General features: G+C 74.4%; 15 protein-coding genes. 7 read left to right on the top strand and 8 right to left on the bottom strand.

Annotation, left to right across the window (positions count from 1 at the left end):
• Positions 1 to 99 precede the first annotated feature (99 nt).
• The gene (locus AB0C69_RS24740; protein WP_345171690.1) at positions 100 to 531 is read right to left on the bottom strand and encodes a MarR family transcriptional regulator; all 432 of its coding nucleotides are present in this window, start codon (positions 529 to 531) and stop codon (positions 100 to 102) included.
• A gap of 114 nt (positions 532 to 645) precedes the next feature.
• Here AB0C69_RS24740 and AB0C69_RS24745 point away from each other — a divergent pair, with 114 nt between their 5' ends.
• Entirely contained in the window at positions 646 to 1,695 is a 1,050-nt protein-coding gene (locus AB0C69_RS24745; RefSeq protein ID WP_360357408.1) for an alkene reductase, read from the top strand.
• A 34-nt stretch (positions 1,696 to 1,729) separates the two neighbouring features.
• Here AB0C69_RS24745 and AB0C69_RS24750 read toward each other — a convergent pair whose 3' ends face one another.
• The 3 genes from AB0C69_RS24750 to AB0C69_RS24760 form a co-directional block, all read right to left on the bottom strand.
• Positions 1,730 to 2,338 carry a transcriptional regulator gene (locus tag AB0C69_RS24750; protein WP_353833401.1) on the bottom strand — a complete coding sequence of 203 codons (609 nt, stop codon included), beginning with the start codon at positions 2,336 to 2,338 and terminating at the stop codon, positions 1,730 to 1,732.
• Positions 2,339 to 2,513: 175 nt separating this feature from the next.
• Positions 2,514 to 4,691 carry a glycosyltransferase gene (locus AB0C69_RS24755; protein ID WP_360357411.1) on the bottom strand — a complete coding sequence of 726 codons (2,178 nt, stop codon included), beginning with the start codon at positions 4,689 to 4,691 and terminating at the stop codon, positions 2,514 to 2,516.
• Position 4,692: 1 nt separating this feature from the next.
• Entirely contained in the window at positions 4,693 to 5,256 is a 564-nt protein-coding gene (locus AB0C69_RS24760; RefSeq protein ID WP_360357414.1) for a hypothetical protein, read from the bottom strand.
• Between the two features lie 120 nt (positions 5,257 to 5,376).
• On the opposite strand from AB0C69_RS24760, the gene AB0C69_RS24765 reads away from it, so the two are divergent.
• Positions 5,377 to 6,006: an RNA polymerase sigma factor gene (locus AB0C69_RS24765; protein WP_360357416.1), complete on the top strand. Its 630-nt coding sequence runs from the start codon at positions 5,377 to 5,379 to the stop codon at positions 6,004 to 6,006.
• Positions 6,003 to 6,704, top strand: coding sequence for a hypothetical protein (locus AB0C69_RS24770; RefSeq protein WP_360357418.1), 702 nt, complete (start codon positions 6,003 to 6,005; stop codon positions 6,702 to 6,704). Before AB0C69_RS24765 ends, AB0C69_RS24770 begins: the two co-directional genes overlap by 4 nt.
• A gap of 7 nt (positions 6,705 to 6,711) precedes the next feature.
• Here the strand turns inward: AB0C69_RS24770 and AB0C69_RS24775 are convergent, their stop codons facing one another.
• Complete coding sequence (locus AB0C69_RS24775; protein ID WP_360357420.1) at positions 6,712 to 7,515, bottom strand: transporter substrate-binding domain-containing protein; 804 nt, start codon at positions 7,513 to 7,515, stop codon at positions 6,712 to 6,714.
• 220 nt (positions 7,516 to 7,735) lie between these two features.
• On the opposite strand from AB0C69_RS24775, the gene AB0C69_RS24780 reads away from it, so the two are divergent.
• Positions 7,736 to 8,296: a dihydrofolate reductase family protein gene (locus tag AB0C69_RS24780; RefSeq protein WP_360357423.1), complete on the top strand. Its 561-nt coding sequence runs from the start codon at positions 7,736 to 7,738 to the stop codon at positions 8,294 to 8,296.
• A gap of 61 nt (positions 8,297 to 8,357) precedes the next feature.
• Here the strand turns inward: AB0C69_RS24780 and AB0C69_RS24785 are convergent, their stop codons facing one another.
• Together AB0C69_RS24785 and AB0C69_RS24790 are read right to left on the bottom strand one after the other, a co-directional pair.
• Entirely contained in the window at positions 8,358 to 8,768 is a 411-nt protein-coding gene (locus AB0C69_RS24785) for a phosphoribosyl-AMP cyclohydrolase (RefSeq protein WP_345171708.1), read from the bottom strand.
• A 45-nt stretch (positions 8,769 to 8,813) separates the two neighbouring features.
• Entirely contained in the window at positions 8,814 to 9,596 is a 783-nt protein-coding gene (locus AB0C69_RS24790) for a helix-turn-helix transcriptional regulator (RefSeq protein ID WP_360357426.1), read from the bottom strand.
• An 86-nt stretch (positions 9,597 to 9,682) separates the two neighbouring features.
• On the opposite strand from AB0C69_RS24790, the gene AB0C69_RS24795 reads away from it, so the two are divergent.
• Positions 9,683 to 10,111: a hypothetical protein gene (locus tag AB0C69_RS24795; RefSeq protein WP_360357429.1), complete on the top strand. Its 429-nt coding sequence runs from the start codon at positions 9,683 to 9,685 to the stop codon at positions 10,109 to 10,111.
• Positions 10,112 to 10,181: 70 nt separating this feature from the next.
• On the opposite strand, the gene AB0C69_RS24800 is transcribed toward AB0C69_RS24795, so the two are convergent.
• Complete coding sequence (locus tag AB0C69_RS24800) at positions 10,182 to 10,760, bottom strand: TetR/AcrR family transcriptional regulator (RefSeq protein ID WP_360357431.1); 579 nt, start codon at positions 10,758 to 10,760, stop codon at positions 10,182 to 10,184.
• A gap of 79 nt (positions 10,761 to 10,839) precedes the next feature.
• Between AB0C69_RS24800 and AB0C69_RS24805 the strand changes: the two genes are divergently transcribed.
• Positions 10,840 to 12,249 (top strand): MFS transporter, encoded by a 1,410-nt coding sequence (locus AB0C69_RS24805; RefSeq protein WP_360357434.1) that lies wholly within the window; start codon positions 10,840 to 10,842, stop codon positions 12,247 to 12,249.
• An 81-nt stretch (positions 12,250 to 12,330) separates the two neighbouring features.
• On the top strand, positions 12,331 to 13,353 hold the full coding sequence (locus tag AB0C69_RS24810) for an NADP-dependent oxidoreductase (RefSeq protein ID WP_360357436.1): 1,023 nt from the start codon (positions 12,331 to 12,333) through the stop codon (positions 13,351 to 13,353).
• Positions 13,354 to 13,369: the final 16 nt, after the last annotated feature.

Here is a 13,369-nt window from a genome sequence, read left to right on the forward strand (position 1 = left end):
GGGTGATCATCGTGGCGGCGAACGTGGCGACCCCCGCGATGGCGCAGGGGATGACGACCTGCCGGGTCTTCGGGCTCGGTGCCGGGGCGTCGCGCTTTGTCAGGGGCGCAGGCGAGTGAGGAACGGGGCGAGGGCCGGGTCGGCGGCGGCCTCGTCCAGGGACTCGGTGAGGGTCTCGGCGTAGGTGGGGGCGGCCTTGTCCTGGACGGCGCGGCCCTCGTCGGTGATGACGGTGTAGACGCCGCGGCGGTCCTTGGGGCACATCGCGCGGCGGGTGAGGCCGGCGGACTCCAGGCGCGCGACCAGGCGGCTGACCGAGCTCTGGTTGAGGCCGATCAGGTCGGCGAGCTCCTGCATGCGCAGCTCACCGTCCTCGGCGCGGGCGAGGTGGCACAGCGCGCGGTACTCCGACAGGCCGATCCCGTGGCGGCGCTGGAGTGCCTTGGCGAGCCGGTGCTCGACCCGTCCGTGAAGCACGACGATGCCGTCCCACAGCGTGCCGTCCGCCATGGCCTCGGTGCCAGCGCTCATCGCGCACCCCACTTTCTCTTGACGCCAGTTTACCCGCGATGCCAACATGTGCATGTACATACAACTCATGCAGATGCATGAAAGTGCCCGGCGCCCGACCGGAGGGACAGGACGATGACCAGCCCCCTGCTCGCCCCGTACGAAGGCCCCCGCCTCAGGCTGCGCAACCGGATCGCGATGGCGCCGATGACGCGGGGCCGCGCCGACGACGCGACCGGCGTCCCCCACCCGCTGACCGCGGAGTACTACGCCCAGCGCGCGACCGCGGGGCTGATCGTCACCGAGGGGATCTGGCCGCACCCGCTCGGCAAGGGCGGGCCCGGCATCCCCGGCCTGGTGACGGAGGAGCAGGTCGCCGGGTGGCGCGAGGTGACGGACGCCGTGCACCGGGAGGGCGGAACGATCTTCGCCCAGCTCTGGCACGTGGGCCGGATGTCCCATCCGCTCATCCTTCCGGGCGGCGCGGCCCCCGTGGCGCCCTCGGCGGTGCGCATCCGGTCCGCGGGCATCCACACCAGGGAGGGGAACGTCCCCCACGTCACGCCGCGCGCCCTGACGACCGCCGAGGTCGAGGAGACGATCGCCGCGTTCGCGGCCGAAGCGCGCAACGCCGTCCGGGCCGGGTTCGACGGCGTCGAGGTGCACGGCGCGAACGGCTACCTCGTCCAGCAGTTCCTGGCCGAGAACACCAACCGGCGCACCGACCGGTTCGGCGGCTCCCGCGAGGGCCGGCTGCGCTTCGCGCTCGACGTCGTGCGCGCCGTCGCGGACGCGGTCGGGCCGGAGCGGGTCGGGCTGCGCGTCTCCCCCGGCAACCCGGAGAACGAGATCGCCGAGGAGGACCCGCGGGGCACCTACCGCGCCCTCGTGGACGCCCTCGACCCCCTCGGCCTGGCCTACCTGCACGTCATCGAGCGCGGCGCGTACGGGGCACTGGCCGACCTGCGGCCCCGCTGGTCGGGCACGCTGATCGGGAACTTCAACGGCCCCGAGCCGACGTCCCGGCGCGCCGGCGAGGAGGTCGTCGCGGCGGGCCTGGCCGACGTCTTCTCCTACGGCCGCCTCTTCATCTCCAACCCCGACCTCCCCGCGCGGTTCGCGGCGTCGGCTCCGCTTGCCGGCGCCGTGGAGGAGCTCGTCTACGGAGGCCACGCCGAGGGCTAAGTCGACTATCCCCCGCTCGCCCGCGTGTGACGGCTCAGGACTCCACGGACCAGAAGGCCACTTCGTGCCGCATGCCCTCCATGAAGAGGCGTTCCGCGGTCGCGGGGTCGGGGTCCGCCTCGTCGATCATCTGGGCGATGCGGGCGGCGAGGTCCGCGAAGCCGGGGTCGGCGTAGGTGTCGACCCAGCGGCGGTAGCGGGGCTCGGCCGGCGGGTTCTCGGCGAGGATCCGCCCGAGCGTGGAGTAGCCCCACATGCAGGGGTACAGGGCCGCGAGGCCGTCGCCGTACACGGCGGCGCTCTCCAGCAGGAAGGACGTGTAGGCGGCGCACGCGGGCCCTTTCCGGGCGCCGTCGAGGTCGGCGGCGAAGCTCGCGGAGAGGGAGCGGTGCAGGTCGAGCTCATCGTGGAAGGTGGCGTGGGCCAGGTCGACCAGGTCGCCGAGGTGGGCGTCGGGGGCCTGCCACGCGAGGCGTGAGAACACCCGCACGTAGTCGTGCAGGAAGAGGTAGTCCTGCTCCAGCCAGGAGCGGAACACGGCCTCGTCGAGGTTGCCTTGGGCGATGCCCTTCACGGTGGGGTGCTGGAGCTGCTCGTCCACCAGCGGGCGGCCGAGTTCCTCCAGGTGCGCGGCGAGACTCATGGCGCCAGTCTGCCGCAGACACGACCAGGCCCCGCCGGGTCGTGCGACCCGGCGGGGCCCTGGTCTTGCACCGGTGTGCGGGTCGCCTCTCGGCGAAAGGCACAACACGGCTCCAGCCGAACGGTATTCCGTGAAGGCGAAAGGTGAGGCCCGGGGACACCAGGCACACCGGCTGTCATGTGTAACCGACGGGCCCCGGGGATTGTTCCCGGCTTCCGAGATCCGCGAAGGTCCCGGTCCGGCGGATGGTGTGCCAGCGCAGGCGGGCCCCCAGCAGCGCGGTCACCACGGACTGCACCACGACCAGGTACATGAGCTGCCGGTAGACGAACTGCTGGAGCGGCAGCGCCCACAGCGGGCGGACGGACTCGCCGTCCAGCCACAGGGCGTAGGCGCCGGCGGCGGCCTGCGCGGCGACGAAGAGCGTCCAGGAGACGACCGGGACCAGCGGGTCGAGGAAGATCAGCCCGAACACCGCGAACAGGTCGATGGCCGGGGCGAACAGGGGCAGCAGCACCTGGAACACCGTCAGGTAGGGCAGGCAGCGGCGGCCGAACCGCCCCGAGCCGCCGCGGTCGACGACGGAGCGCCGGTGCTTCCACATCGCCTGCATCGTCCCGTAGCACCAGCGGTACCGCTGCCTCCACAGCTGCCGCAGCGACGCCGGCGCCTCCGTCCAGGCCAGGGCCTTCTCCTCGTAGACCACGCGCCGCCCCGTGCGGCAGATCGCCATGGTGAGGTCGGTGTCCTCGGCGAGCGTGTCGCCCGGGACCCCGCCCACCTCGGCGAGGACGGAGCGCCGGAACCCCCCGATCGCGCCCGGCACGGTCGGCATGCACTGCAGGAGGTCGAACATCCGCCGGTCGAGGTTGAAGCCGATGACGTACTCGATGTGCTGCCAGCGGCCGAGGAGGCCGCCCCGGTTGGCGACCTTGGTGTTGCCGCTGACCGCGCCCACCTCCGGGTCCGCGAAGGGCGCGATCAGGTGCCGGAGGGTGTCGCGCTGGAAGACGGTGTCGCCGTCCACCAGCACGAGGATCTCCGACCGCGCCGCGGCGACGCCCGCGTTGAGCGCGCTCGGCTTGCCCCCGTTCGGCTTGCGGAGGAGCCGCACCCCGGGCAGGCGCAGGGACTCGACGATCGCGGCCGTGCCGTCGGTCGACCCGTCGTCCACCACGATCACCTCGACGGTGCCCGGATAGTCGGTGTTCAGCAGCGTGGTCACCGTCGCCGCGATGCCGGCCTCCTCGTTGTAGGCCGGCACGACCACGGAGACGGGCGGGAACGGGTCCGGCGGCAGCCCGCCGGGCGGCGGAGGCGGCCCGGTCGGCCTGCGCCGCCGGCCCACGGGCCGCCGCACCCGGCGCATGTGGACGTGCGCGAACACCAGCAGCGCCACGAGGCGCAGCACGCAGAGCAGGCCCGCGACCCCGAAGACCGCGCTCATGCCGCCGGTCAGCCCGGACGCGGCGCGCTGGGCGGTCACCAGCGTCCAGCCGACGGCCCGCTCGCGCGCGGGCACCGCGACCTCGGCGCGCGGCATGTCCAGTGCCCGCGCGAGCGTGGTGAAGCGGTAGCCCTGCGGCTGGAGCCGGTCGAGGATCCGCCCGACCGCCGCGACCGTCTCGGACCGGTCGCCGCCCGAGTCGTGCAGCATCACGACGGCGCCCTCGCCGCGCGCCCCCGCCGCCAGCGCCCGCTGGACGATCGTCTCGGTTCCGGGACGCGACCAGTCCTCGGTGTCGCGGTCGGTGAGGACGACGATGTAGCCGTCCCCTCCCGCCCGTTCGGCCGCGCGCCACTCGGGCGCGGTCAGGCCGTCCGGGCGGGAGGAGTACGGCATCCGCATCAGCCTGGTGTGGACGCCCGCCGCGCCCGCCAGCGCGCGTTGGGTGAGGTCCATCTCCAGGCGCGCCCGCCAGCGCGGCGCGGCGGCGAGGTCGGCGTGCGTGTAGGTGTGCGAGCCGATCTCGTGGCCCTCGCGGAGGATGCGGCGGGTCAGCGCCGGCTCGCGGGCCACGTGCGAGCCGACGGTGAAGAACGTGGCGTGCGCGTCGTGGCGGCGCAGGACGTCCAGGATCCGCGGCGTCCACTCGGGGTCGGGCCCGTCGTCGAACGTCAGCGCGATCGTCTTCGGGGGCATGCGGCGGCTCTTCGGGACGCCGCCGGAAAGGTTGACGACGGGACCGCCCTCGGTCACCCGTGACGGAACCGCCCCGGAATGCCCCGGATCGGCCCGCGGGGCCTCGCCGACCGTGCCGCCCGCGAAGCCGTCCATCAGCAGGAGGACGGCCAGCACCAGGCCGCCGAGCGAGAGCAGGATCCAGTGCCCCCGCGGTTCCCCGCGCCCCATGTCAGCCGTTCTTCTTCTTGTGGCCCCACGCGGGGGGCGTCGCCTGCGACCTGCCCGGCGCGCTCGTGGTGGTGCTCGTCGCCGTCGCCGCCGGCGGAGCCGCGGGAGCCGACGGCGCCGCGGGCGCCCCGGACGGCGCGGGAGCCGCCGACGCCCCGGGCCCGGCGGGCACCGCCGGCGTGCGCGGGGACCGGGCGCCCGGTCCGGTGGGCAGCGGACGCGCGGCAGGAGCCCGCTCACCCGCCTTCCCCGCCGGGACGCTCGGGCGGTTCACCTTCGCCCGCGGCTGGGCGGACGGCTCGCTCCACGGCGTCAGCGGAACGTCGGCGCCCGTGGTCAGGCCGAGGCCGAGCGCGCCCAGGAACACCACCAGCACCGCGCCGACGAGCAGGCCCAGCCGGCGTCCGAGCCGCGCCCGCCACCCGGTCGCGTCGACGAAGACGGGCATCGCCTCGGCCTCTTCCAGCGGAACGGGCTCCGCGAGAGGCCGGGGCGGCGGCGGAGCGACCGGCGCTATGCCGGTGACAAGCAGTTCGTCCCGGTCGTGCGAGGCATTGCCGATCATCTTCGTCCGTCATCTCGTGCGAGGGGGCCGGGGCGGCCGGGCGGGAGGGGTTTTCACTCCATCAGCGCGAACCCGCGCGTACGTGTCACACCACAACGGGAATGCCTGCACAATGGCGCGGTGGACGAGGACGAGCTCGGCCGGGCTCTGCGGGCGGCGCAGGACGGCGACGAGGAGTCCTTCCGCATGCTCTACCGCGACGTGCAGCCCCGCCTGATCCGGTTCGCCGGGGCCATCGTCGGCGCGGACGCGGAGGACGTGACGTCGGAGGCGTGGCTGCAGATCGCCCGCGACCTCCCGACGTTCCGCGGCGACCTCGACGGATTCCGCGGCTGGACCGCGACGATCACCCGGCACCGGGCGCTGGACCACCTGCGCCGCAAGTCCCGCCGCCCCGGCTCCGACCTCCCGGTCGAGGAGCTGGTCGCGATGGCCGCCGATGCCGACACCGAGCTGGACGCCATGGACGGCCTCGCCACCGAGCGGGCGCTCCGGCTGATCGCCGACCTGCCCCGGGACCAGGCCGAGGCGGTGCTGCTGCGCGTCGTCGTGGGCCTGGACGCCAAGACGGCGGGCAAGGTGCTCGGCAAGCGCGCGGGCGCCGTGCGGACCGCGGCCTACCGGGGCCTGCGGCGGCTCGCCGAGCGGCTGCCGGCGTCCCGCGCGGACGCCGCCGACGGCGCGCCGGGCTCCCGCCCCCTCGTCCAGGGTGACAGAAGCGGCGGCAGCGGCGCTGAAGGGGTGATATGAGCGACGACACCGAGCCCGGACGGCTGGACCCGCGCGCCGCCGAGCGGCTGCTCGACGGCGCCGGCGGCCACGCCGAGCTGCGCGAACTGCTCGCGGCGGCCTCCGCGCCGGCCCGCCCCGGCGAGCTCGCGGGAGAGGACGCCGCCGTCGCCGCCTTCCTGGCCGCCCCCCGGCCGGCCCGCCGCTCCCGGGCCGCGGCCCTGCGCCGGTTCCTGACCGTCAAGGTCATCGCGGTGGTGGGCGGCTCGATCCTGCTGTCCGGCGGCGTGGCCTTCGCGACCGGGAACTTCCCCGGTCAGGAGGCGGCACCCGGGCCCTCGTCGACGCCTCACGAGCGCAAGACCCGCGAGCCGGGCGGCGGTCCCGGGTCCCGCCCCTCGCAACGCCCCGGCACCGAGCCGTCGCCCAGGCCCTCCCGGGAGCAGGGCAGGGCCGAGGGCGAGGGCGAGACCGGCAAGACGTCCGCGCCCGGCCTGCAGAAGAAGACCACGGGCACGAAGATGAAGCCGACGCCTCCCCGCGGTCCGGGGAGCAACAACGGCACGACCCGCCCGACCGCCCCGATCAGGACGAGCAACCCGAACAAGAAGAACGGCACCCTGGGCAACGAGGGCGCCGGCGACGCCCCGCAGGGCGGAAACCACGGCGGCTCCCGGACCGACGCCCCCCTCGTCGGCGGCGGCGACGGCGGCCGGTGAGCGGCGGTCAGAGGCAGCCCTCGAACTGAGGCACCCGCACGTCGGACAGGTCCAGGCCCGACGAGCCGAACCACCTGTGCATGATCGCCGCCATCGTCCCGTCCTGGTACATCCGGGTGATGGCCCTGTTGAGCGCCTCGCAGCCGTCGGGATCGCCCCGCCGGACGGCGATGCCCGTCCGCCGCTCGCCGAACCGGGCGTTCAGCAGCCGGAACCCGGCGCCCCACCGCGCCCTCAGCCCGGCCAGGATGGTGTCGTTCGTGGTGATGGCGTCGATGCGGCCGCCCGCCAGCATGCCCATGCACTCGTCGTAGGAGCGCGCGGCCACCGGCACGGCCGGCACCTGCCGCTCGACCGTCACCGCCTCGGCCGCGCCCGAGCCGGTGACGGCGCAGATCCGGCGCCCTTTCAGGTCGCGGACGCCGTGCACGCCGCGCTCGCCGGCGCGGACCAGGATGTCCTGGTACGACAGGAGGTACGGGCCCGCGAAGGCGAGCCGCTGCTTCCATTCCGGTTCGATCCAGAATGTCAGGACCATGTCGACGTCCCCGTCGCGGAGCAGCCGTTCCCGGTCCCTCGCCAGCGCGGGGACGAAGCGGACCTTCTTCCCCATCCGCACGGCGAGGTAGCGGGACACGTCCACGTCCAGGCCCTCGAACGCGCCGTCCGGGCGCCGGAAACCGATACCCGGCAGGTCCGGGCGCACGCCCGCGGTCAGCGTCTCCTCGTCGAGGATGGACGCCGAATCGCGTCCGGCGCACCCGCCGGTCAGCAGGAGGGCCGCCAGCGCCGCCGCGATCGGTCGCCGCATCCTCGCCCTCCGCCCACGGCCCCGGCCGGTCGGGCAGGGCGCAACCGTCATCACGGTGGCAGGCGGCCGGACGTCCCTCCACCCGGTGACCGCATCCGGTCCTCCTGCCGCCGCCCGCCGCCACGGCCTTCCGAGGCGCCGTAAAGATCCCGTAAACGGTGTCCGCGAAGCTGCGAGCACAGGAAACGACGACGGTGAAGCCGGACCCGAGGGGGAGATCATGCGTAAGTTCAAGCTTCAGGTGCAGGTCAGCGCGGACGGCTACATGGCCGGCCCGAACGGCGAGATGGACTGGATGCGGTTCCCCTGGACCGACGACATCAGCCGGTACATCGACGCGCTGATGCGGCCGGTCGACTGCATCGTGCTGGGCCGCAAGCTCGCCGAGGGGTTCATCCCGGCCTGGGAGTCGGGGCCGGAGGGCGAGACGCAGGAGGCCATCGACCAGATGAACGACACGCCCAAGGTCGTCATCTCCGACAGCCTCACCGCGTCGCCCTGGAAGAACGCCGAGATCGCGGGCGGCGACCTCACCGAGATCGTGAACGGGCTGAAGGCCCGCCCCGGCGGCGACCTGATCGCCTACGGGGGCGGCACGCTGGTCCGGGACCTGATCGCCCGGGGCCTGCTCGACGACCTCTACCTGTTCGTCAACCCGACCGCGATCGGCACGGGCATGCCGGTGTTCCCGGAGGGCGGCTACCAGCGGCTCGACCTCGTGGAGTCGCGCCTGTTCGACTGCGGCATCGCCGTCATGCACTACACGCCGAAGCGCGCCTGACCGGCGGCGCGGGCCGTCCGGCCCCCGGCGATCGCCCGGGGCCGGTCGCCCGGCCGTCCCGTCACTGCAGGAGGTGGCGCAGCTCTCCGCCGTCGCCGACGGAGCGGTAGTAGCAGGTGGGCCGGGCCTCCCCGGACGGAAGGTTCGTGTGGCAGGCGCCGCCGGTGGTGCGGTTGACGAGGTAGAGCAGGGAGTTCTGCTCGCAGTTCACGCGGACGTCGACCAGCTGGAGGACGTCGCCCGAGGTCGCGCCCTTGCGCCACAGCTCGTTGCGGGACGTCGACCACAGGACCGCGATCCGCTCCTCCAGCGTGGCCTTGAGGGCCTGGTCGTTCGCGTATCCGATGAACAGGACGTCGCCGCTGCCCGCGTCCTGGAGGACCACCGGGACGACCCGCGCCCCGGTCGCCGCGACGCCCGCCAGCTTGTCGAAGTCCAGGGTGAGCCGGGTGCCTTCTTCGAGTTCGTTCACCCCGCCATCCTGCCCGCCCGCGGCGCCGGCCGTCGCGCTGACACGTCACCCCCGCCGGCGGAGGAGGGCCGCCGTGGCCTCGTCGGCGGGCAGGAACGCTTCGAGACGAAGCTCGGAGAGCGTGACGTCCACGGCGGTCGCGAACGAGGTGAGCGTGGTGATCAGGCGCAGCTCCCCGCCGGGGACCCGCAGCCGGAGCGGGACGGCGAACCCCAGGTGCTCGCCCGGCGACTCCACCGGGGGCAGGTAGCCGTCCAGCTCGTCGATGAGCTCCGACAGGCCCGGATCGGGAGCCTGCCGCGCCTGGTCGCGGAGGCTGCCGGTGATGTGCCGCCCCCATTCGGCGAGGTTCTCGACACGGCGGGCCATCCCGTCCGGGTGCAGGGCGAGGCGGAGCACGTTGACCGGCGGTTCCAGCAGCGCGGGCGCGGCGCCCTCGACGAGGACGCCGAGCGCCGGGTTGGCGGCGACGAGTTCGCCGTGCGGCCGGACGACGACCGCCGGGTAGGGCATGTGACCGGCGAGGATGCGGTCGAGGGCCTCGCGCACCGGGCCCAGCTCGGGGGCGTCCAGGCGCGACTCGGTGTAGACCGGTGCGTATCCGGCGGCGAGCAGGAGCCCGTTGCGCTCCCGCAGCGGCAGCTCCAGGGACTCGGCGAGCCGCACCACCATGGCGCGGCCCGGCCGGGAGCGCCCCTGTTCGAGAAAGCTCAGATGACGCTGCGTCGTGTCGGCCCTGATGGCCAGTTCGAGCTGGCTGAGGCGGCGCCGCGCCCGCCAGCCGCGCAGGTCGCGGGCGAACTGCCCGGGCTCCGCCACCTTTGTCATGCCCCCATTCAAACCGGACGTTCGCGGCGTCGCCATTCCCCGGAGGGAATCGCGGAGTCGCACCCGCGGCTCGCAGACTGCCGGACATGCCGATCGATGTGAAGCAGATTGCCGACCGTTACCTGGCCCAGTGGAACGAGCCCGACCCCGCGGCGCGGAGCGCGCTGATCCGCGAGCTGTGGGCGCCTGACGCGCTCCACGTGCTGGTCAACCCGCCGGAGGAGGTCCGGGACGCCGCCGCGGCGCTCGCCGTGCCCGCGCCGCCCCTGGAGGTCCACGGCCACCACGCCCTGGACGCCCGGGTCGCCAGGGCCTACGAGATGTTCGTCGCGCCGGGCGAGCACGTCTTCGAGATCGCCGAGGAGCCCTCCGTCCTCCTGCCGCACGTGGTCGCGGTCCGCTGGTCGATGGTGACCGTCGACGGCGGCGAGGCCGTCGGCGGCGGGCTGGACGTCCTCTACCTGGACGAGGACGGCCGCGTCCGCACCGACCACCAGTTCGTCGGAACGCGGTGACGCGCCGCGCGGGGAGGGGCGGCCGTCAGGACGGTCGCCCCTCCCCGCGCAGGGCGAGGGCGCCGCGCGGTCATCCGGCCAGGATCGACCGCACCGTCGCGGCCACGACACGGCCCGTCTCCTCCGCGTCCAGGCGCTCGGCGCGGGTCTCCTCGGCGGCTCCGTGCAGGACGTACTGCACGACGTTGACCAGCCAGGTGATCGGCAGGTCGGTGCGGAACACCCCTTCCTCCTGGCCCCGGCGGACGATGGCCTCGACGCGCTCCGCGGGATCGGCGTGCAGTTCGCGGACGCGTCCCGCCGGGAGGGCCTCCTGCGCCGCCGCCAGCAGCGCCCTCGACTCGGCCACGAGGGACCAACTCGACTCCACCAGCCGCGCGAGCGCCTCCCGCGGGTCGCCGGACAGGTCGACGTCCGACAGCACCGCGTCCCCCGCGCGCAGGGCGTCGACCAGGGCGGCCTCCACCAGTTCGGCCCGGTTGCGGAAGTGGCCGTAGAGCGTCATCCGCCCGACCCCGGCCGTCTTGGCGATGTCGTCGGTGCTCGCGCCCGGGTCCGTGCTCAGGCACTCGCGCGCCGCGGACACGATGCGGGCGATGTTGCGCTCGGCGTCGGCGCGCCGGCGCCGGCCGGTGGTGGCGGAGGGCATGCCGCATCTTAACTCGTATGTCGCCGTACGCGTTATTCTGCTATATCTCGTATGAAGCTGTACGAGTTAAGGAGTCGTCATGGCAGAAGACGTCCACCCCCCGGCCGCGCCGCCCCATCCGCTGCGCTGGCGCGTCCTGGGATTCCTCGGCGTGGCCCAGCTGATGTTGATCCTCGACGTGACGGTCGTCGCGATCGCGCTGCCGCACATGGAGGCCGACCTGGACCTCGGCCGCCAGGCCGTGACCTGGACGGTCAGCGCCTACACCCTGGCGTTCGGCGGCCTCATGCTGCTCGGAGGGCGGGCGGCCGACCTGTTCGGGGCCCGGCGCGTCGTCCTGGCCGGACTGCTGGTCTTCACGGCCGCGTCGCTCGTCACCGGCCTGGCCGGGTCGTCCGCCCTGCTGCTGGGCGGGCGCGTGGCCCAGGGCGTGGGGGCGGCGATGCTGTCGCCGTCGGCCCTCTCCCTCGTCGTCACCCTGTTCCAGGACGACGAGCGGAACAAGGCGCTCGGCGTCTGGTCCGCGCTGGGCGGCGGCGGGGCCGCCCTCGGCGTCCTGCTGGGAGGAGCGCTGACCGCCGGTCCCGGCTGGCCCTGGGTGTTCTTCGTCAACGTCCCCATCGGACTGGTGATCTTCGCCGCGCTCGCCCGGATGCTGCCGCGCCACCGTCCGGCCGCGCCCCGCCCCCGCCTCGACGTCCTCGGCGCGCTGCTCGTCACCGCCGCGTCCGGCGCGCTGATCTACGCGTTCATCCGCGCCGGGGACGACGGCTGGCTCAGCCCCGGCACCGGGTGGCCGGCGCTGCTCGCCGTGCTGGGCTACCTCGCGTTCGCCGCCCGGCAGAAGACCGCCCGGTCGCCCATGATGGACGTCGCGCTGCTGGTGCGCCGCCCGGTCGCCACCGGCACGTTCCTGATCGTGATGGCGACCGCCCTGATGATCGCGATGTTCTTCCTCGGCACGTTCTACTTCCAGCACGCCCGGGACTACGGCGCGCTGCGCACCGGCCTGCTGTTCCTGCCCATCGCGGTCGCGACGATGACCGGCGCCAACCTCACCGGCCGGTTGATCGCCGCGGCGGGTCCGCGGCGGCTCGCCGTGGCCGGGCTCGTCACCACCGCGGCGGGCATGGCCCTCCCCGCCTTCTCCCTCCACCCCGTGACCGTCGTGATCGGCACCGCGGTCGCGGGTGCGGGGACCGGGGCGATGTTCGTCGTCGCCTCCGCGACGGCCCTCGGGCAGGTCGCGCCGCACGAGGCCGGCATCGCGTCCGGGATCGTCAGCACGTTCCACGAGTTCGGGGCCTCGGTCGGGGCCGCCGTCATCTCCAGCGTCGCGGCCGCGAGCCTCACCGGCGACACCCTCGACGGCTTCACGGACGGCTTCGTCCTCGCCGCCGTCACCGCCGCCGTCGCGACCCTCGCGGCCGGCGTCCTGACACCGCCCCGTCCGCGCCGCCCGGCCGAACCGGGACCGGTGGACGCTTGACCCTGACGCGCGGGTCAAGGGTTAGCTTCTTGGCCCGCGTCCGGGCCTGATCCCGGACTCCAGTCCCTGAGGAGTGTCCCGATGCCGCCTTCGCCCCGCACCTCGCGCGTGGTCCAGCTCGCCGCCCTTCCCGACGGGCTGCCCGGGCCGGAGCATTTCAGCGTCGTGGACGTCCCCGTGCCGGCGCCGGCCGACGGGGAGGTGCTGGTCCGCAACCGCTGCTTCCAGGTCTTCCCGGCGCTGCGGACCCTGATCGGCGGCGGCGTGAAGGGCACCCCCTTCCCGCCGCTGCACCCGGGCGATCCCCTGTTCGGGGCGGCGATCGGCGAGGTCGTCTCGGCGCCCGGCGGCACCGGGCTCCGTCCCGGCGACCTGGTCCGGCACTGGCTGGGCTGGCGCGAGTACGCCGTCGTGCCCGCCGGCCAGTGCACGCCGCTCGACGGCACGCTGCCCGACCCTGCCGCGCACCTCGGCCAGGCGGACGTCGCGTACACGGCGCTGACCCGGGACGCCCGCGTCCGTCCCGGCGACACCGTGTTCGTCTCCGGCGCCGCGGGCGGGGTCGGCTCGCTGGCCGGCCAGATCGCCCGGCTGCTCGGCGCGGCCCGGGTGATCGGCAGCACGGGTTCGCCGGGCAAGGCCGCCCGCCTGGTGTCCGAGCTGGGCTACGACGCCGCCGTGATCCGGGGCGGGCGGCCCATCGCCGAGCAGCTGGCGGAGGCCGCACCCGGCGGCATCGACGTCCTCGTGGACAACGTCGGCGGCGAGCAGCTCCGGGCCGCGGTCACCGTCGCCAGGCCCGGTGCGCGGTTCGTCCTCGTCGGGACGCTGGCCGGGCAGCTCGCGCCGGACCGCGCCGGCACCACGGCCCCGGTCGAGGTCGACACGTTCCAGCTCATCGCCAAGCGCATCGAGATGCGCGGTTTCGGCGGGCTGGACGACACCGGGGAGCGTCCGGAGTGGGCCGAGCGCTTCGGCGCCTGGCTGCGGTCCGGCGACATCGCCTTCCCGCACGTGCGCGTCGCGGGCATCGAGCACGCCCCGCGGGCGTTGCACGAACTGATCAGCGGACGGCATCTGGGAGCCGTCATCGTCGAGCTGTGACGTTCCGGGAGGAGAC

The organism is Actinomadura sp. NPDC048032 (assembly GCF_040653175.1).
GTDB lineage: Bacteria > Actinomycetota > Actinomycetes > Streptosporangiales > Streptosporangiaceae > Spirillospora > Spirillospora verrucosospora.